This is a genomic window from Bacillus sp. UMB0728 (genome assembly GCF_002858875.1).
Classification (GTDB): Bacteria; Bacillota; Bacilli; order Bacillales; family Cytobacillaceae; genus Bacillus_AB; species Bacillus_AB infantis.
In genome coordinates this window covers 280,589-298,341 of sequence record NZ_PKLA01000004.1, presented here as the reverse complement: position 1 = coordinate 298,341, position 17,753 = coordinate 280,589, and the positions used below count along the sequence as shown (strand labels likewise).

Genomic DNA, 17,753 nt, shown 5'->3' with positions numbered 1-17,753 from the left:
ATAGTAATTTTTTCCTGATAATAATAGACTAGGACAGGTGGACATCATTGTGAATAGCTACATTATTTCTGCGGCCGCCATGGTGCTGCTGGCTTTTATCTTTTTTTCTTCCGTTTTCCTGGGAAGCAGATATATCTATCAAAAACAAAAGTACTCCCAGACATTGCTTCTTCCGCTATCCAGCTCCTTTTATGTATGGCTGCAACTGATGACCTTATTAAGCATTTACGGATTTATCGAACCTGCAGATGCATTCACACTGAATAGCCTGGCGATTTTTCTGTGCCAGTTCGCTGTTTATATGGTTCTTTTTCAATTTGCTGGAGTTAAAGATGACCGGGAAATGTCGCTCAAGAATCTGGTGCTGTGTGTTTTCTTTGTTGGATTGACAATTGGCATAGATGTTTATTTTGTCAGAAAAATAAATCCTTCATTAGTTGTCAGCACTGAGCATATTCTCATTGCCAGCTTATTCTTCATTATTTCATTGTTCCTATGCTTCCGGTTTGTGCAGCAGATTTATATTGATAAAGTATTCAATAAGCTAAAAGTGCCTTTCTGGTTTCTCTCCTTTGGAGCGCTGCTGCTAGCTTATACATTTGTAGGGAGCACCATTGAGATTATCAGGAGTTTGAACAGCAGCGGGGATAACAGCTTATTTTTTACAGAAGTGCTCTCCATCCTGCTGCTCCTCGGTGTGACGACAGTTTACGGGGAGAAGCAGTATAACCGGAAAGAACAGGAATTGGTTGAAAGCAATAAACACCTTAATCACCTTGCCTATCACGATACATTGACGGGGCTTCCAAACAGGAGAAAGGTCATGCAGTCGATTGAGGAGTGGATGGCAGAGGATATCCAGTTTGCGGTTGTTTTTATCGATCTGGATCATTTCAAGCATGTCAATGATCTTCTCGGCCATAATATCGGTGATGATCTGCTCAAAAAAATTGCATCCAGGCTGAAAGAGAATTGTGGCAGCGAGGATATTGTGGGCAGGCTTGGCGGTGATGAGTTCATCATTTTGAAGCCAGTTAAGGAAAATCTGCAGCTGGATGATTTTTCAGCAGATCTGATTGAAAAGGTTGTAGAGCCTGTCCAGATTCTTGAACACGAGATTGTGATTACAACAAGCATCGGGATAGCCTTATATCCAACGCATGGGAAAGATGTTAATGACATCATGAAAAAGGCGGATATAGCTATGTACAATTCCAAAGATAAAGGGAGAAATACATATTTTATCTTTACGCTTGAGCTGGATGAGAGCATCATCCGCAAGATGACGTTAAAAGAAGATTTAAAGCATGCACTGGTGCGGGATGAATTGGAGGTACACTTTCAGCCGAAGATCAGAGTATCCGATCAATCAGTGAATGGATTTGAAGCGCTTCTGAGATGGAAGCATCCTTCAATCGGCTTTATTCCCCCGGCTGAATTTATCCCGATAGCTGAGGAATCAGGCTCCATATCCGAGATAGGGAGCTGGGTCCTGCGGCAGGCGTGCAGAGAAATTTCCGCTATTAACGAAAAATATGGCAGGCAATATATCATTTCTGTGAATTTCTCGATCAAGCAGCTCCTGCAAAAAGATATTGTGGAAACTGTCTCGGGCATCTTAAACGAAACCGGCCTGGATCCGAAGTTCCTTGAGCTTGAAATAACAGAAAGGGTGGCCATGAATGATGCCTATTCGGCAGGGGATGCTTTTATGCAGCTGCTTGACCTTGGGCTGATGCTGAGCGTCGATGATTTCGGGACAGGATATAATTCGCTGAGCAACCTCCAGGAGCTGCAGATCCAGCGGCTTAAAATAGACAAAACCTTTATTCAGCAGATGGAAAGTGATGAACATAATAAAGCTTTGGTCGCTTCCATTGTATCGATGGGCAAGCATCTTGGCATGCAAATCACTGCCGAGGGCGTTGAAACCCCGGAGCAGCTGTCATTCCTGATGGAAATCGGATGTGATGAGGCGCAGGGCTTCTACTTCTCCAGGCCAAAGCCGATTGAGCAGATTATGAATATAATCAATGCCGGCAGCAAAGCAATAGCCGGAAAGGAGCAGTAATGAATATTCTATGGGACTTTGACGGTACACTTTTTGATACATATCCCGCTTATACACGGATTCTGAAGGATGTGCTGGGAGAAGAGGCAGAACATGAAGAGATCCTGTCTCAATTAAAGATTTCTTTTACCCATGCCTTTACCCATTACAACCTGAAGGAAGAGCAGATTTCCTATATAAGAAAGATGGCAAGAAGTCTGAAGCCGCAGGATCTTCAGCCATTTCCAGGAGTGAAGGATGTGCTGAAAAGGGCCGGGTGCAATGTCATCATGACACATAAAGAGAGGGAGGATGTGCTGGCCATCCTGGAGCATCACAATATGTCCTCTTTATTTGCCGATCTTGTCGCCGGAGATGATGGATATCCCAGGAAGCCGCATAAAGCTTCTTATGAATATCTGCATGGCAAAAACAGCATTGATCTTGCCATCGGTGACAGGGAACTCGATATTCTTCCGGCGAAGGAGCTGGGCATCAGGACCTGCCTTTTCCAGAATACTACACCTGGCGCGGATTATTATTTGCCGCGTTATGAAGATTTTGAGACTGTTATTGGATGGGAAGCATTTAAATGAAAACAGAAAGCAGGCAGCATAGCTGCCTGCTTTCTATTTCATTAGATTATAATTCTAGAGTTTCAAAAGAGCTGTCTTTGCTGTTCATTACCCTGACGTCTGTCGGCTGTATTTCAAGGACGATATAATTCGGGTCATTCGGACCGTCAAACCATGGCTTTAAATGATCATTCCAGACCTTTTCCTTAAGCTCTTCAGAAGCATTTACAGAGGCCCTTCCTTCGATCTCGAGATAAGCATCTCCCAGCCCTTCGCCATCATATCCGATAAGTATATGCACATTCGGATTTTCTTCAATTTCTTCCGTTTTATCGGTCTCTTTGCTTGTTGCAGTATAAAGCTTCAGCTCATCATTGAAAAATGTCATATAGCGTGTATGCGGCTTATTGCTTTTTACAGTCGCAAGCGTTCCTATTTTATTATCTTCCAAGATTTTAAGCACTTTTTCTTTCACATCATTATTAGTCATAAGAATCCCCTCCTATTTTATCTTTATCAATCGTTTCGAAGTCTGCATTATACTTTTCTTCACTGGAGGAATTATCTTTCGTGTTCCTCCCCATCTTCTCCTCGTGCTGCTCCTGCTTTAAGTCCTCAAGAGGAATGGTATCAACATTCTGCTCTTCCTTGAATTTATCGTAGATGCTTTCTTTGTCGGTTTTAAATTGTTCAGGGTTGTCCATATCCTGCTGTTCGTATTTTCCGTCTTTTTCGCCTGCCATGCGAAATCACCTCTTATACGAGATTATTTTTGGTTCTTTTCTGTTTTGGATCCTTCTCTTTGCGGTTCGATATCTTTGTTGTGTTCTTTCTTCTTTTCCTGTTCAATTGAGTCATTGTCCTGGTGTTTATTTGTTTCAGCCATGAATATAACCTCCTTGATGATTGTGTAATAGTACATTACCCTTTTTCAGAAGTGAAAAACCGGGAGGAGAATTTCAATGTGCAGCTGACGGGAGGGGGAGGGGTGCAAAATGATATATTTCCTCAGAACGAACAGGCTGATTTTTTTTCAGTAGCAATAAAAAATGCCCGCTGCATATGCAGCGGGCATTTTCACTATATACGTCCCAGAAGAGATTCGAACTCCCGACCTACAGTTTAGGAAACTGTTGCTCTATCCTGCTGAGCTACTGGGACAACGTTATTTATTATATAACCTTTTTCTCTGTTGGTCAATAATGATCGAAAAAAAATCCTGTTTTTTTTTGAAAGGCTTTTTCTGCATGAATTTTCCTTGCAGTGGGACAATAGTGGATATTTCTTAAGTAAGTTGGTGAAGAGATGTTCAAGGGCGGCAATAAAAGGGAAGAGCTCCTCCGTTTTTTAAAGGAGAAGGCTGGCCATGCATCAGATACAGCCGTTCAGGAGCTAAAAGGGGCGAGTTTTTCTGTCTATTTATTTTATATAAAAAGTATATGCGATACTGACAAAATCCAGGAGCAGCTTGTAAAGCCTTTTTTCCAGCTGCAGGATGAAACAGGATATAAAAAATATATTTGTTCACTGTCCGGTATCAGTGAGCTTGAGGACAGAGGGCAGGCTCTGAAGGATTTGATGAGGGGCTCGGCGATCCTCTTATTCAGGGAAACTTTTTATGTTCTGCAGCTAAAGAAATATATAAGCCAGGGAGTCAAGGACGCAACAGTCGAAACAACCATCCAGGGACCACAGACTGCATTGAGCGAAGACCTGGGTACAAATCTAAATATCATCCGCCACCGCTATCATAAGACAAGCCTGACGGTGGAAGAAAATGAAATAGGTTCTGTTTCCGGGCTGGGCCTTCTGCTTCTCTATGACAAGGAAAAGATTGAGGCAGACATCCTGCAGGGGGTAAAAGATAAAATAGAAAGCATCAAAGCTTCACAGAAAATCGTCCAGTCAGCAGGGGAAATCCATAGAATGCTGACGCCGCGGGAAAAAACGCTCTTTCCTGTGTTCATGATCACTGAGAGGACTGATCGCATAGCCCTTAATCTTGCACAGGGAAAGATAGTCATCCTTATTGAAGGATCTCCTTTCGGCCTGATTCTGCCGGCCGTTTTTTTCGACTTTATGAGCTCTATGGAAGACCTGTATCAGCCTTATTGGGTTTCTAGATTTCTGATCACCCTGCGGTATCTGGGCCTGTTTATAAGTCTGCTGCTCCCTGGACTTTACGTGGCCATTACTTCTTATAACCCTGAAGTCTTCCAGGTCCAGCTTGCACTGGGAATTGCGGGGAGCCGGTCATCAGTCCCTTATCCCTCCTATCTGGAGGTGCTGTTCATGCTGATTATGATGGAGCTGCTGACAGAAGCATCCATCAGGCTCCCTAAATCGATCGGCTCGACAGCAACGACGGTTGGAGGATTGATTCTGGGACAGGCTGCAACAGAGGCAGGGCTGGTGTCCAACATCATGATTATCATCGTCTCAGCTGTGGCCATTTCCAATTTTGTGATTCCAATCAATGAAATGAGCTTCTCGATGAGGGTCATGAAATATGTCATCCTTCTTTTGGCTGCCATGACCGGCATGATTGGCCTGGTGATTGGCCTGATGGGCCTGCTTCTATTCCTCGTACGATTGGACAGCTTCGGAAAGCCGTATCTGAAAATGTTTTTTGGCGAAGGCAGCAAACAGTAGAAGCGAGGAGGTCCGAATGACTAGCCGTTATTTTTATTATCTGATTTTGTTAAATATGCTTGCCAATATCATCGTTTTTGTTCCAAAGATGCTGATTGAGGAACGTACTGGCGGAGCGGTGATGTCCATGGCGGTTGCTTTGCCTCTTGGCGTGATCGGAGCTTATTTCTTTTCAAGGGCAATGGGCAGATTTGAAGGAAAAAGTCTGCCGCAGATTCTAAAGAACTCTTTCATCCCCGGCTGGGCAGGGAAGCCGCTTATCCTATATCTGGCCGTCATTTGGCTGGCATCTGGCCTCATCACACTTTACGCTTTTACGGACATTACAGAAAGATTTATCAATCCTGACATGGAGAAATGGCAGATAGCGCTTTTCTTTCTGCTATTTGTTGTATGGGCGGCTTCTTCTAAGCCAGAAAAGGTGCTGTACCTCCTGGAAATCATCCTCATTCTGAACGGGCCGCTTGCTGTGCTGCTTCTTGTTAAAATTTATCTCAGCGGATCGCTGAGCTGGCTGGACATTAAAGAGGGAGCGACACACCTGTGGCAAATGCCGACCTGGAAGTCAGTATCTGCTGCAACATATGTCTTTTCCGGATACGCAAATTTAGTCATCTTCAATGTAGTCATGAAGGGGAAGGTAAAGCCGCGCTTCTTTCTGCTGACCCTGCCTGCAGGAGCAGCAGTGCTAGCAACCACGTACTTCGTTCCAATTGGCACTTTTGGGTTTGAAGGAGTGGGCGATCTGGAATATCCCTGGCTGTCGAGTGCTGATGCAGTCAGAATGGAGCTAGCCTTTGTTGAAAGGGCATTCTACATTTTCATCCTGATCTACATAGGAATCTCGCTGATGAATGTTGTGGTTCACTGGCATGTAGCCCAGGCACTGGTTAAAAGTGTCTTCCTGCTTAAAATGCATAAGAATAAAACTAAACTGGGTGCACTTTTAACAAATTTTCCGCTGATGCTGTTTGCTGCATTGTTTTTTATTGGCGTTTTTCTTGTCAATGAAGAGAATATGTCTGTCTTTACAATATGGTGGATGAACATCCGCATGCCGAGCGAGTACATTATGGTTGTCCTGTTTATATTGCTCTCCAGGAGGAAAAACAAATGAAGAAATGGCTGCTGCCGGCTGTTTTCGTTCTCTTAGTGTTTGTTGGAGGCTGCGGATTCAAGGATATAGATAATCGGTTTTTTGTTGTGACAATGGGAATAGATAAGTCCGAGGAAGGAGGGGATCTGATCAAAGTATCATTGAAGCTTGCCATCCCCACGGCAGACACAAGGTCGGATGACAGCCGCTTTGTGGTTGTAACAGAAACTTCTGAAACGATATCAGAGGCGATAAGAATCATCAAATCAAGAGTCGATAAGGAACTTGACTTTGGGCATCTGAAGGTGATCCTGCTTGGTGACCAATTGACAGATGCCAGCATCAAAAGGGAAATGGATTGGTTCTACAGAAGAAGGGACATCCAAAAAATAGCCTGGATAGCGATTGGCAAGCCGACTGCTGAAGAGGTGATGAAAATTAAGCCCCCTTCTGAAAGGCTGGCATCCAATACACTTTTTCTCTCCTTTGATCTGCAGGGTTCTGAGTCTCCTTATACCATTTCCAAGTATTTGTTCCAGTTTTACAGGGAAAGCAAGAGCAAGGGGATCAGCCCGGTGCTCCCGGTGGTCAAAGTGAAAAACGGCCTTCTTGAAATTAACCAGGCTGATATATTTATGAATCATAAACGTGTACTAAGGCTTTCAAAGAACGAGACAAAAACTTTTAATGCCCTCAAGCACGAATTTGAAAAACAGCAGATTACTGTTAAAGAGAAGGATAAATTTTTCGTGGTTTCCATCGACAATTATAAATCTGATATAAAGATTGCTGAATCTGGAAATGAAGCTGCCGTGGAAGTAGGCATTTCAGTTAAAGGTACGATCGAAGAGTCAAGAAGCGATCTATCGGAGAAGGAGCTTGAGGTTTATAATCAGCTTCTTGAGAAGGAGATTGAACGGATAGTGAAAGACTTGCTGAAAAAGTTTCAGGAGAAGTCTCTAGATCCTATGGGGTTTGGGCTTGCTTACAGAGCCAGCCATGTTGAGAAGGATGAGTGGGAAAGATGGAATGAAATTTATCCTGATATCGACATTAAAGTAAAAGCAGATTCGAAAATCATGGGTACGGGGATCATTGAATAGTTTGGCATGTTCGGGCGCAAGTAAAGGGGCTATGGCAGGAGTCTTTTCTTAAAAATTTGGTAAATTTTATAAGGCGAGGATAAGAAATGGTTAAGAGAGGTAAAAAACCTGCAAATCCTATTTTATTTCTTTTTTAATTTTGTAAGATAAGCTTGTAACCGGTTCATTAAAAAAGAGGAGGAATAAAAGATGAAAAAATGGTTTTTGATGCTGTTTGCTGCTCTAACACTATCAATGGCAGTTACAGGATGCAGCGGTACAGAAGATGAAGATACTGAAACAGACACAGAGCAGAATGAAGATGCAGATACAGAAACCGAAGAAGGCACTGAGGAAGAATCTGAATAAGGCAAACAGGCTGCCCCGCGGAGGCAGCTTTTATTTTTTGAAGGTGAATCCCATGAAAGACTTTTGGAGACGATATTCTATTATGCAGGCAATATAAAAGGAGTGGTCTCATGGGAAACAAGCCGGCAATCTCATCTTCTGAATTAGGTACTTTATGGATGACATATCAGCAAAAGTCAATGATAATTCATATGCTGCCGTATTTTATTAAAAATGCCGGGGATCCGGAAGGAAAGGAACTGCTGCAGTCTTTATTGGTTCAGGTAACCCCTTATAAAGAAAGGATTGAGCGTATTTTTGAAGAAGATGGTGCAGTCGTCCCTAAAGGTTTTACCTCTCAGGATGTCAATCCCGATGCCCCGGTTCTGTATCAGCCTTATTTTGATATTCATTTTTTGAGGCTGATGAAGGAAATCAGCATGGGGCTGCATACGCTCCATCTCAGCATGGCGTACAGAGAGGATATCATCACCTTATACAGAAACCTTTCACAGATTACACAGGAATTTTATCAGCACTTTACGCAGTTCCTGCTCAAGAAGGGTCTTCTGCCGCGTCCGCCTTCCGTTACAATGCCCAAGGATGTCGAAATGGCCGAGGGAACTGGGTATATGAAGGGAAACGACCTTTTTGGCAACAAAAGATCCCTGAACACAGTTGAAGTCGCGCATCTATATCATGCCATTGAGAGCAATGTGACCGGGATGCAAATGATCACTGGATTTGCACAGACTGCAAAGAAGCAGGAAGTGAGGGAGTATTTCAATAAAGGAAAAGACCTCTCCCAGAAAATCATTGTTGAATTTGGGCAGAAGCTGACAGATAGCGATATACAGGTCCCATCCACTTCGGCAGGGTATCCGACCTCTTCGACTGAAGGCCCTTTCACTGATAAGCTCATGCTGTATTGCACCAGCCTTTTGTGCAGCTTTGGACTTGGAAGCAATGCGATAGGAACTGCCTTTAGTCTCCGAAATGACCTGCCTTTGAAAATGGCAGCCCTGGCCAAGGATATCTATACATATGGACATGATGGAGGAAGAATCATGGCCAAGAATGGATGGATGGAGGAGCCGCCGCAGATGGAAGACCGCAATACATTGATCTGAATGAAAACGGCCCCTGCAAAGGGCTGTTTTTTTATTTTGTAAAATTTTAATGGATGCGGTTTCATATAGGTTCGTACAGGGGTATAGAAGCTTGGGATTTAATGAAAAAACTGGAAGGGTGAGGTTCAGGCAGGGGTCAAAGAAGGGTCTTAAAAATCATTATCACTTCAAAAACATGACGGGAAAAGGTGAAAGAATGCAGACTGGGGATTTATTGATCATTGGAGGCAACGAAGAGAAGTGCAATGAAGTTGAGATTCTGAAGAAATTTGTGGAGATTTCGGCTGCAAGGACAGGCCCGATCGGGGTCCTGCCTACTGCATCCCGGATCCCTGATGAAGTGAGCCGTGAATATATAGAGGTTCTGAACAGGCTTGGAGCTGGTGAAGTGATCTGCCTTGACATCTCTTCACGGGCTGACGCGGATTCGGAGGAAATTGCCCGGAGGATAGAGAGCCTTGCAGCTGTTTTTATCACTGGCGGCGACCAGGGCAGGCTGGCAGAACTGATTCTTGGTTCAAAGGTATACGAAGCATTACATAACAGCTGGAAAAAGGGGATGCCCATTGCCGGGACGAGTGCAGGCGCCTCCATTATGGGGAAAGTTATGATCGTGTCGTCCCAGACAAAAGCGGCAGATGATGTCCTGCAGGTAGAATTGGGAGAAGGCTTCGGTTTTCTCCAAAACCTGGTCATCGATCAGCACTTCTCCCAAAGGGCCCGGTTTGGCAGGCTTTTGGGAGCCATTGCGGAAAACACAGATTTGATGGGGATAGGCATTGATGAAAATACGGCCATCCTCGTCAGAAATGGACAGTTTGAAGTCTTCGGCGAGCATCAGGTGTTCGTCTTTGATGGAAAGGAAGGGGAGTTCGTCAATTCCGCTGTTTCAAGCAACGGAAGCGAGGAACTGACGCTGTCTGATTTTAAGCTGCACACTTTGACCGGCGGATACAGATTTGATTTGGGCAATAGAAAATTACTTCTTAATGGGGAAGAGGGACAAAGATGAACGTAAAGCGCATACGATATTTGCAGGGTCCTAATTATTTCAGCTATAAACCGATGATGTGGGTGGAAATCGATCTCGAAGAGCTGGAGTTCCAGCCCACCAATAAGCTTCCCTTTTTCGCTGACATTCTGCTGGAGGCCATTCCGTCACTCGGGGAGCATACCTGCTCAAGGGGATACAAAGGCGCTTTTGCAGAGCGCCTCCGCGAGGGGACATGGATGGGCCATGTACTGGAGCATATAGCCCTTGAGCTTCAGTCCCTGGCAGGCATCGAAGTGAAGTATGGAAAAACAATCACAAGCGGGAAAAAGGGCATCTATTTTATTGCCTTTGAATACAAAGAGCCGGAATCAGGTTTGTACGCCTTTCAGTCAGCAAAAGAGATTGCTGAAAAAATCCTCAGGGGCGAGGAAGGCTTTTCGGTAAAACACTATGTTGAGAAGATCGCCGACTTATTTTACAAGAATAAGCTTGGCCCGAGCACAGAGTCGATTTATCTGGCCGCTGCAGCACGTAAAATTCCTGTTGAACGTGTGGGGAAAAACAGCTTCCTAAGGCTTGGGACAGGCTCTAAACAAAAATATGTACAGGCAACCATTACGAGCCAGACCTCTTATTTGGCTGTCGAGGCCTCCTGTGATAAGGAAATGACCAAGGAAATGCTTCGTGGAAGCGGCATTCCTGTACCAGAAGGGGAAGTGGCCGAAACATTGGAAGGGATAACTGAAGCTGCAGTGAGGGTCGGCTTCCCGCTTGTAATCAAGCCCCTTCATGGAAGGCAGGGGCAGGGTGTGGCAACAGGCATCAGCAGCTGGGATGAGCTGAATGCTGTGCAGAAATGCCTCAATGAGGAAGACAAGCCGTATATTGTTGAAAGGCATTATGAAGGAAGCGACTACCGCCTCTTTGTAGTTGACAACCAATTGCGGGCTGCAAGTTTAAGAGTGCCTCCTTTTATCATCGGAAACGGCAAAGATACGATTCAGCAGCTGATCGATAAAGAGAATGAAAATCCGCTGAGAGGAAACGGCCATGAAAAGCCTATGACCAAAATTCCAATGGCTGAGGCGCTGGACTGCTTCCTTGAAAAAATGGATTTGAATAAGAGCTATGTACTTGAAAAAGGAAGGGTTCTGCCGGTAGCAGGAAATGCAAACCTTTCCACCGGAGGACAGGCGATCGATGTTACCGATGAAGTACATCCATCCGTCAGGAAAATGGCTGAAGCGGCTGCAGCTTCGATTGGCCTTGATGTCGCCGGAGTCGATATCATTTCACAGGATATCGCAAAGCCATTGGATCCGCGTGATACCTGTGTACTGGAGGTCAATGCTGCCCCTGGGATCCGGATGCATCTTTACCCTGGAAAAGGAAAGAGCAGAAACGCCGGTGCTGACATTGTTGACTATTTGTTTTCCAGCAGGGAAGAAGCAGCGATCCCGGTAATCGCTGTAACAGGAACGAACGGGAAAACCACAACCTCAAGGCTCGTCAAGCATTTCATCGAAAAGGAAGGTACGACTGTCGGCCTTACCAGCTCAGATGGCGTCTATGTCGGTGAAAAGTGCATCGATACAGGGGACTGCTCAGGGCCGATTTCGGCAAGGAAGATATTAAGCCATCCTAAAGTCGATATAGCAGTGCTTGAGTCTGCCAGGGGAGGAATCCTTAGAGAAGGGCTTGCCTTCCGCCATTGTGATATAGGCATTGTCACCAATGTTTCTGAAGATCACCTCGGACTTGATGGGATTGAGGATTTCGCCCAGCTGGTAAAATTAAAGAGGCTTATACCGGAAGTAGTCATTGAAGGGGGCTATTGCATCTTGAATGCCGATGATCCGGAGACTTTAAAAATGGCGTCTTACACGAAAGGGAAAGTCATTTATACATCACTGAATGAAGAGAGCGAGGGTTCCCAAAGGGCTCTGGAGAAGGGCGAGCCTCTTTGGTATCTGGACAGCATGGGACAGATTGTATACGCGGAAGCAGGCATCAAAGCGGAATTCCTGCCTGCAGCTGATGTACCTGTTACAATCAATGGCAGGGCGAAGCACAATATAGCCAATCTGCTTCAGGCACTGGCTGCGGCGGCTGCGCAAGGAGTAAGTCTTGAAACACTCAAGGAAAAGGCTTTATCGTTTACACCTGACTCCAGGAATTCCCGTGGAAGGTTCAATGCTTTCCTTGTTCAAGGGCGGGAAATCATCATTGATTATGCCCATAATGCTGCAGGGCTGTCTGCTGTTTTTGGTACGGCCGCAGATACAAAAAATAAAAGGCTGATTACCATCCTTTCAGCCCCGGGAGACCGGTCGGATTCCGATATTGCCAGGATGGCAGAAATTTCAGCGGGATATTCAGATTTAATCATCATAAAGGAAGATAAAGACCTGAGAGGAAGACTGCCCCTTGAAACTGCCTCTCTTTTGAAAGCAGCTGCTTCCACGGTTATTGACAGCCAGTCAGTGTTCGTACACCCTGATGAACTGGAAGCTTACCAGAAAGCCTGGTCATTGTCCCAGGAGGGAGATACACTCCTGTTTTTATATGAAGACTTTGAGGTGGCGTCCTCTTTTATTGAAGATCTTAAGAAACATGAACAAGCCCTGCAGGGGGATTGACAGGACAGAGTGGCCTGCCATCTTAAAGATGGCAGGCTTTTCTGCGGAAAGAGGCCAAAACTCAGGGCATTTTAAAGAGCACTCTGCCATAAGGTATAGGGAAGCCGTACTTGGAAAGGAGTTTTCTATGATACAGCTGCCCGTATTTCCAGGCCTGTCCGCCGATATGCTGCCAGAAACCCAAAGGGCTATATGGCAAGCTTTAGATAGAAGCCCGGAGACATTTTATTATTCAAATGCCGGTGAGCTATTGTTTGAGCTGGAAACGAGGGAAAAGATCCTGTACTACTCGAGGAAGCTGAGTGAAAGCGGCGCTGTATTTGCCGCCTTTCAAGACTCATTCTTCAATCCGGCATATTGGATAAAAACAAGGGCGGGATATGCCTTAAGGCCGGACGTCCGCCCTTCTGAAGCGGTCAACGATGTTTTTTCCAATGGCAGCAAATATGCTTTTGAATGTTCAACGGCCATCGTGCTTATCTTATACAAGGCAGTGCTTGAGTCTATTTCTGTCCGCTACTTCAATCAGCTGTTCCAAAATCTGCTCGTATGGGATTGGAATTATGACAGAGATCTGGGCATTGTTACAAAAATAGGATCAAACTTTATTCCAGGCGACATTGTCTATTTTTATAATCCCGATTTCCGGCATCCGGTCTGGACGGGGGAGAATGCGGTCTATCTGGGCAATGATGCTTATTTTGGGCATGGAATTGGCATCAAGTCAGAGCAGGAAATGGTTGCTGCCCTCAATACACTCAGGAAACCAAATGCCACCAGATCAGCATTCCTTATCTCCCAGCATAGCAGGATCAATTTCCGTTATTTATTTCAATTTGCTAAAAGGATCCAGGGGTTTTAGGCAGGGAGTTTGCCTTAAAATCAGGCATCGAGTGCACTTCAGTCAATCAAGGAGCTCGATAAAATCTGTTACGATGCCGTCAGCAGGAAGCTTCAATGCTTTTCCTGCTTCTTTTTCTGTTCTGATGGTCCAGATAATGGCCTTCATCCCTTTTTGATGTATCCGGTCCAGAAGCTGTCTGCTTGCGATAGTATGCTTTGGATTTATATAGCAGGCATACTTTGCAATCTGTTCAAGCTCCCTTGCGGTCATCCTTTTCGTTTTGTAATTCAGGAGAATCCCGACCGGGATGGAAGGGAGCAGGCTACGAATCTTTTTCATTGAGCTCCTGTCAAAAGATTGGATGATAATGCGGGATCCAGGGCCCTTGTCCAGCTCCCGGCTCTTTAGCTCTTCTGCAATCTGTTCTTCTATACCCGGGTAAAGGGCCGGCTTCTTCAGTTCAATCAGGAGCCCGGCTTTACCGGCATATTTGTCCAGCATTTCAGTGAATGACGGGATGATTTCCCCCGCATATTCCGTTGAATGCCAGCTGCCCGCATCCAGGCTTCTCAGCTCTTTCCATGTCAGGGAAGAAACTTTTCCCTTGCCGTCTGTTGTCCGGTCGACAGTCGAATCATGAATAACCGCAAGTCTACCGTCCTTGGTCCGCTGGACATCAAATTCAAGAAAATCTGCTCCCATTTGAAGCGCATAGTCAAATGATGAGAAGGTATTTTCCGGCCTGGATCCTGCCGCTCCACGGTGTCCGATTTTGAGCTTTGCTGGCAGGCTGCCATGTGCCTCCTGTACTTTTCGATGGACTTTCAGCCTGGCTAAAAGCAGTGTTAATCCATTCCGGTAGCTGCCCAAGCTTTTCATCTCCTTTTACTGGGGAATTGTAACCTCCTGTTTTCTTTTACCCTGACAATCTATCATAATGAACTGCTCCTGTTTCGGCAAATGAAAACTTAATCCCAATCTTCATATATGATCCTGCCGCCAGTCAAATCTATTTCGTTTCGTTCACCTTTATAGTAAAGCTTTCCATTTTCTTTGATCAGCAGTTTTTCATAAGTGTAAATATTCTTGCCTGCAGGCAGTTCAATGACTACCTTTTGACCCAGATCTTTTTTCGGTGATTCTATCTTAATAAGACTGGTAGAATAGTAGAAAATCAGAAGAACTGCTGCAGCCGTCAACAGGATGAGGAAAGGAATCTTCCATCTGATTGTCCGCCTGCCGGTATATCGGTCTGATCTCATGGTATCTGCAACCTCCGCTAAAATATAATGCTTGCCAAGCGAGTAAATTGATTCTAAGTAAAGCCTTTACTAGCGTATGCAGCAGCGGCAGGGCCGATGACAAAAAGAGGCTGTCTGCCAGGCGGCCGCCTGATGTGGGATCTTAGGCCGGATTGACTACTCTGCCTCAGTTTGAACCAGGCACAGCTATAGGGAATGGAATCAATTTTGGTAGATTAGTCTATTTCTGTTTTAGCTGATAGTATGATATGGTAGGTACGGAGCAGGATTACATAATTTTTAAATGGATCCAATCAGATTAGCCGGAGGAAGAATTATGATTTGGGAAACCGTAGATGGAATTAATATATGGAAACTGAGCAGGTATTTCAAGAAGCTTTCTGCTTCTAAGCTGACGCTGGAAGAAAAAGTTCTGAATGATGTTCTGGTCGTTACACTGCCGCTGAAAAAATCAGATGAACCCACTGCTGCTGAAATCAGAAGACAGATTGAAGAGGCTGTCCTGCACTCAGATGGATTTGAAACATTGAAAGTGGCACTCCTGGAAAACTGCAGGCCATCATACAAAGAAATGATGACGAAATATGGGGTCAGAAGATGGCTGGAAATTCCTGTTGAAGAAAATGTTATATATCAATTTTCATTTGAAAATATAAAAGAAACCAGCCAGCATAGTCCTGCCAGCTAACTAAAGGCAACGGAGCTTATGAGCTTGCTGCATGATAGCATGGGAAACCATGCTTTTTTTTATGGGTAATTTTGAGAAAATTGAAACTTTTGCCATGCCCATTCGTAAATAATACAGAAGCTTCCAGTTGGATAGTCAGAGGGGGAGGAAAAGCAAATCATCTATAATTGTGCTAAGTTTTTAGGCCGTTGTATGTTGTGTGCGAGAAGCGGGAGGGAGGTTTGATATTGATATGGAGATCTTCGGGTTGCCGATCCAGACTCTATACTTGTACATTTTGTGTTTTTCAGGCGGAATAATAGTTTTATATATTTTGTTCGGAGATGTTTTGGAGGGAGCCGGTGATATCAGCCCTTTCCTGGACCCCATACTGATTTTTGCTTTTATGACGATTTTTTCGGCAGCCGGCTTCCTGATGGAATATACAACCGGGATGGACAGCATCTTTATCATAGCCATCTCGGCGCCAATCGCTTTTGTTTTGGATGCCGTTTTATATCTTTTTGTGCTGATCCCTTTATCCCAAGCGGAAGAATCACTTGTCTATACAGATGAATCCTTAAGAGGCAGGGTTGGGAAGGTCATTATCCCGATACCTGATGACGGTTTCGGTGAAGTGCTGATTGAAAGTGTCAGCGGGAGGATTGCCAAGTCAGCCCAGAGTTTTAAAGGAGGGCCAATTGAAGAAGGCCAGGAAGTACTCATTATAGAAGTTAATGAAAATGTCCTTCAGGTTGTCAGGCATGAAGGATTATAAACAGGAGGGAACAGAATGGCAATGATTTGGGTGGTAGTTGGTGTTGCAGCTTTTCTTTTAATTGCTCTGCTCGGTGTATTTGTTACTAAGTATAAGACGGCAGGACCTGACGAGGCTCTGATCGTGACAGGCAGCTATCTTGGAAACAAGCGGGTCCACGTGGATGAGTCCGGCAATAAAATTAAGATCATCAGGGGAGGAGGGACCTTCGTCCTTCCGGTATTTCAGCAGGCAGAGCCATTGAGCCTGCTTTCAAGCAAGCTTGAGGTATCAACGCCAGAGGTATACACCGAACAAGGTGTTCCAGTGATGGCCGATGGCACTGCCATCATTAAAATAGGCGGCTCCATCAGCGAGATCGCCACTGCAGCAGAACAGTTCCTTGGAAAATCAAAGGAAGACAGGGAGAACGAGGCAAAGGAAGTGCTCGAAGGACACCTGCGTTCCATCCTTGGTTCAATGACTGTCGAAGAAATTTACAAAAACAGAGATAAATTCTCCCAGGAGGTCCAAAGAGTAGCCTCCCAGGATCTGGCTAAGATGGGCCTTGTGATCGTTTCGTTGACGATCAAAGATGTAAGGGACAAAAACGGCTATCTGGATTCTTTGGGCAAGCCAAGAATTGCTCAGGTCAAAAGGGATGCGGATATTGCAACAGCCGAAGCCGATAAAGAAACGAGGATCAAAAAGGCAGAAGCTGATAAAGACGCCAAAAAGGCAGAGCTGGAGAGGGCAACCGAGATAGCTGAGGCCGAAAAGGAAAATAAGATGAAAATGGCAGATTACCGCAGGGATCAGGATATCGCCAAGGCACGTGCCGACCAGGCTTATGATCTGGAAACAGCCAGGGCCAAACAGGAAGTTACTGAGCATGAAATGCAGATCAGGATCATTGAAAGGCAGAAACAGATCGAGCTGGAGGAAAAAGAAATCCTGAGGCGTGAAAAGCAATACGATTCCGAGGTTAAAAAGAAGGCAGATGCAGACCGTTATGCTGTGGAGCAGGCTGCAGAAGCAGAGAAGCGTAAACAGATTACAGCAGCTGATGCCAATCAGTACCGCATTGAATCGCAAGCAAAGGCAGAAGCCGAGCGGGTCAGGGTTGACGGCCTTGCCAAGGCGGATGCCTTAAGGGCCCAAGGGGAATCTGAAGCCGAAATTATCCGCCTGAAAGGACTTGCAGAAGGAGAGGCCAAGCGGAAAATTGCTGAGGCGTTTGAGCAATTCGGAGAGGCTGCAGTTCTCGATATGGTCCTCAAAATGCTTCCTGAATATGCCAAACAGGTTGCGAGCCCGTTATCCAATATTGATAAAATCACGGTCGTCGATACAGGCGGCGATGGCAAAAGCAGCGGGGCCAACAGGGTTGCTGGCTATGCAACAAATCTAATGAGCACCATGCAGGAAACGCTGAAAGCTTCTTCAGGCATCGATGTGAAAGAACTGCTCGAAAACCTCTCAGGCAAGCATAATGTACGCCAGAGCCTGGATGAACTCACATATGAGCTGAAGGAGGCGGCCCAGAAGAAAGAAGGGGAAAAAGGGACCATCAGCACACCATAAGGTTTCAGGCGCAGGAAGAGCGATTCCTGCGCCTTTCATTTTAATTTTTTTCAATTGCCGGCTTTGGTGACTA

The 17,753-nt window shown here is 45.1% G+C and carries 18 protein-coding genes and 1 tRNA gene; 13 read left to right on the top strand and 6 right to left on the bottom strand.

The window, feature by feature from the left end:
• Positions 1-49 precede the first annotated feature (49 nt).
• Both CYJ37_RS17280 and CYJ37_RS17275 read left to right on the top strand, forming a co-directional pair.
• Positions 50-2,071, top strand: coding sequence for a putative bifunctional diguanylate cyclase/phosphodiesterase (locus CYJ37_RS17280; RefSeq protein ID WP_101550817.1), 2,022 nt, complete (start codon positions 50-52; stop codon positions 2,069-2,071).
• Positions 2,071-2,646, top strand: coding sequence for an HAD-IA family hydrolase (locus CYJ37_RS17275; protein ID WP_009794178.1), 576 nt, complete (start codon positions 2,071-2,073; stop codon positions 2,644-2,646). Before CYJ37_RS17280 ends, CYJ37_RS17275 begins: the two co-directional genes overlap by 1 nt.
• Positions 2,647-2,692: 46 nt before the next feature.
• On the opposite strand, the gene CYJ37_RS17270 is transcribed toward CYJ37_RS17275, so the two are convergent.
• The 4 genes from CYJ37_RS17270 to CYJ37_RS17255 all read right to left on the bottom strand — a co-directional run bounded on the left by CYJ37_RS17270 (position 2,693) and on the right by CYJ37_RS17255 (position 3,786).
• Positions 2,693-3,115: a pyridoxamine 5'-phosphate oxidase family protein gene (locus CYJ37_RS17270; RefSeq protein WP_094768200.1), complete on the bottom strand. Its 423-nt coding sequence runs from the start codon at positions 3,113-3,115 to the stop codon at positions 2,693-2,695.
• On the bottom strand, positions 3,108-3,368 hold the full coding sequence (locus tag CYJ37_RS17265; protein WP_009794180.1) for a hypothetical protein: 261 nt from the start codon (positions 3,366-3,368) through the stop codon (positions 3,108-3,110). Before CYJ37_RS17265 ends, CYJ37_RS17270 begins: the two co-directional genes overlap by 8 nt.
• A 23-nt stretch (positions 3,369-3,391) precedes the next feature.
• Positions 3,392-3,511: a hypothetical protein gene (locus tag CYJ37_RS17260; RefSeq protein ID WP_022543627.1), complete on the bottom strand. Its 120-nt coding sequence runs from the start codon at positions 3,509-3,511 to the stop codon at positions 3,392-3,394.
• 201 nt (positions 3,512-3,712) lie between these two features.
• Positions 3,713-3,786 (bottom strand) — tRNA-Arg (locus CYJ37_RS17255).
• A gap of 144 nt (positions 3,787-3,930) precedes the next feature.
• Between CYJ37_RS17255 and CYJ37_RS17250 the strand changes: the two genes are divergently transcribed.
• The 8 genes from CYJ37_RS17250 to CYJ37_RS17220 all read left to right on the top strand — a co-directional run bounded on the left by CYJ37_RS17250 (position 3,931) and on the right by CYJ37_RS17220 (position 13,428).
• Positions 3,931-5,277, top strand: a complete 1,347-nt coding sequence (locus CYJ37_RS17250; RefSeq protein ID WP_009794183.1) for a spore germination protein — start codon at positions 3,931-3,933, stop codon at positions 5,275-5,277.
• A 16-nt stretch (positions 5,278-5,293) separates the two neighbouring features.
• Positions 5,294-6,394, top strand: a complete 1,101-nt coding sequence (locus CYJ37_RS17245) for a hypothetical protein (RefSeq protein ID WP_101550815.1) — start codon at positions 5,294-5,296, stop codon at positions 6,392-6,394.
• Complete coding sequence (locus CYJ37_RS17240; RefSeq protein ID WP_009794185.1) at positions 6,391-7,476, top strand: Ger(x)C family spore germination protein; 1,086 nt, start codon at positions 6,391-6,393, stop codon at positions 7,474-7,476. The genes CYJ37_RS17245 and CYJ37_RS17240 overlap by 4 nt, the downstream gene beginning before the upstream one ends.
• Positions 7,477-7,665: 189 nt before the next feature.
• Complete coding sequence (locus CYJ37_RS27350; RefSeq protein WP_165352508.1) at positions 7,666-7,824, top strand: hypothetical protein; 159 nt, start codon at positions 7,666-7,668, stop codon at positions 7,822-7,824.
• 110 nt (positions 7,825-7,934) lie between these two features.
• The gene (locus CYJ37_RS17235) at positions 7,935-8,933 is read left to right on the top strand and encodes a DUF3231 family protein (RefSeq protein ID WP_094768197.1); all 999 of its coding nucleotides are present in this window, start codon (positions 7,935-7,937) and stop codon (positions 8,931-8,933) included.
• A 91-nt stretch (positions 8,934-9,024) separates the two neighbouring features.
• On the top strand, positions 9,025-9,945 hold the full coding sequence (locus tag CYJ37_RS17230; RefSeq protein ID WP_009794188.1) for a cyanophycinase: 921 nt from the start codon (positions 9,025-9,027) through the stop codon (positions 9,943-9,945).
• Positions 9,942-12,566, top strand: a complete 2,625-nt coding sequence (cphA, locus tag CYJ37_RS17225) for a cyanophycin synthetase (RefSeq protein ID WP_101550813.1) — start codon at positions 9,942-9,944, stop codon at positions 12,564-12,566. The genes CYJ37_RS17230 and cphA overlap by 4 nt, the downstream gene beginning before the upstream one ends.
• A gap of 127 nt (positions 12,567-12,693) precedes the next feature.
• Positions 12,694-13,428 (top strand): protein-glutamine gamma-glutamyltransferase, encoded by a 735-nt coding sequence (locus CYJ37_RS17220; RefSeq protein ID WP_094768303.1) that lies wholly within the window; start codon positions 12,694-12,696, stop codon positions 13,426-13,428.
• 42 nt (positions 13,429-13,470) lie between these two features.
• Here CYJ37_RS17220 and CYJ37_RS17215 read toward each other — a convergent pair whose 3' ends face one another.
• Positions 13,471-14,289 (bottom strand): glycerophosphodiester phosphodiesterase, encoded by an 819-nt coding sequence (locus CYJ37_RS17215; protein ID WP_009794192.1) that lies wholly within the window; start codon positions 14,287-14,289, stop codon positions 13,471-13,473.
• An 89-nt stretch (positions 14,290-14,378) separates the two neighbouring features.
• Complete coding sequence (locus CYJ37_RS17210) at positions 14,379-14,672, bottom strand: hypothetical protein (RefSeq protein WP_009794193.1); 294 nt, start codon at positions 14,670-14,672, stop codon at positions 14,379-14,381.
• Between the two features lie 316 nt (positions 14,673-14,988).
• Between CYJ37_RS17210 and CYJ37_RS17205 the strand changes: the two genes are divergently transcribed.
• The 3 genes from CYJ37_RS17205 to CYJ37_RS17195 all read left to right on the top strand — a co-directional run bounded on the left by CYJ37_RS17205 (position 14,989) and on the right by CYJ37_RS17195 (position 17,680).
• Positions 14,989-15,360, top strand: coding sequence for a hypothetical protein (locus CYJ37_RS17205; protein WP_022543629.1), 372 nt, complete (start codon positions 14,989-14,991; stop codon positions 15,358-15,360).
• 232 nt (positions 15,361-15,592) lie between these two features.
• Positions 15,593-16,117: an NfeD family protein gene (locus tag CYJ37_RS17200; RefSeq protein WP_101550811.1), complete on the top strand. Its 525-nt coding sequence runs from the start codon at positions 15,593-15,595 to the stop codon at positions 16,115-16,117.
• 15 nt (positions 16,118-16,132) lie between these two features.
• Complete coding sequence (locus CYJ37_RS17195) at positions 16,133-17,680, top strand: flotillin family protein (protein WP_009794197.1); 1,548 nt, start codon at positions 16,133-16,135, stop codon at positions 17,678-17,680.
• Positions 17,681-17,753 lie beyond the last annotated feature (73 nt).

Bases quoted from the DNA above. Each gene is read 5' to 3' on its own strand.
- CYJ37_RS17275 (WP_009794178.1), top strand. From the start codon at position 2,071: ATGAATATTCTATGGGACTTTGACGGTACACTTTTTGATACATATCCC.
- CYJ37_RS17270 (WP_094768200.1), bottom strand. From the start codon at position 3,115: ATGACTAATAATGATGTGAAAGAAAAAGTGCTTAAAATCTTGGAAGAT.
- CYJ37_RS17265 (WP_009794180.1), bottom strand. From the start codon at position 3,368: ATGGCAGGCGAAAAAGACGGAAAATACGAACAGCAGGATATGGACAAC.
- CYJ37_RS17260 (WP_022543627.1), bottom strand. From the start codon at position 3,511: ATGGCTGAAACAAATAAACACCAGGACAATGACTCAATTGAACAGGAA.
- CYJ37_RS17250 (WP_009794183.1), top strand. From the start codon at position 3,931: ATGTTCAAGGGCGGCAATAAAAGGGAAGAGCTCCTCCGTTTTTTAAAG.
- CYJ37_RS17245 (WP_101550815.1), top strand. From the start codon at position 5,294: ATGACTAGCCGTTATTTTTATTATCTGATTTTGTTAAATATGCTTGCC.
- CYJ37_RS17240 (WP_009794185.1), top strand. From the start codon at position 6,391: ATGAAGAAATGGCTGCTGCCGGCTGTTTTCGTTCTCTTAGTGTTTGTT.
- CYJ37_RS27350 (WP_165352508.1), top strand. From the start codon at position 7,666: ATGAAAAAATGGTTTTTGATGCTGTTTGCTGCTCTAACACTATCAATG.
- CYJ37_RS17235 (WP_094768197.1), top strand. From the start codon at position 7,935: ATGGGAAACAAGCCGGCAATCTCATCTTCTGAATTAGGTACTTTATGG.
- cphA (WP_101550813.1), top strand. From the start codon at position 9,942: ATGAACGTAAAGCGCATACGATATTTGCAGGGTCCTAATTATTTCAGC.
- CYJ37_RS17220 (WP_094768303.1), top strand. From the start codon at position 12,694: ATGATACAGCTGCCCGTATTTCCAGGCCTGTCCGCCGATATGCTGCCA.
- CYJ37_RS17215 (WP_009794192.1), bottom strand. From the start codon at position 14,289: ATGAAAAGCTTGGGCAGCTACCGGAATGGATTAACACTGCTTTTAGCC.
- CYJ37_RS17210 (WP_009794193.1), bottom strand. From the start codon at position 14,672: ATGAGATCAGACCGATATACCGGCAGGCGGACAATCAGATGGAAGATT.
- CYJ37_RS17205 (WP_022543629.1), top strand. From the start codon at position 14,989: ATGATTTGGGAAACCGTAGATGGAATTAATATATGGAAACTGAGCAGG.
- CYJ37_RS17200 (WP_101550811.1), top strand. From the start codon at position 15,593: ATGGAGATCTTCGGGTTGCCGATCCAGACTCTATACTTGTACATTTTG.
- CYJ37_RS17195 (WP_009794197.1), top strand. From the start codon at position 16,133: ATGGCAATGATTTGGGTGGTAGTTGGTGTTGCAGCTTTTCTTTTAATT.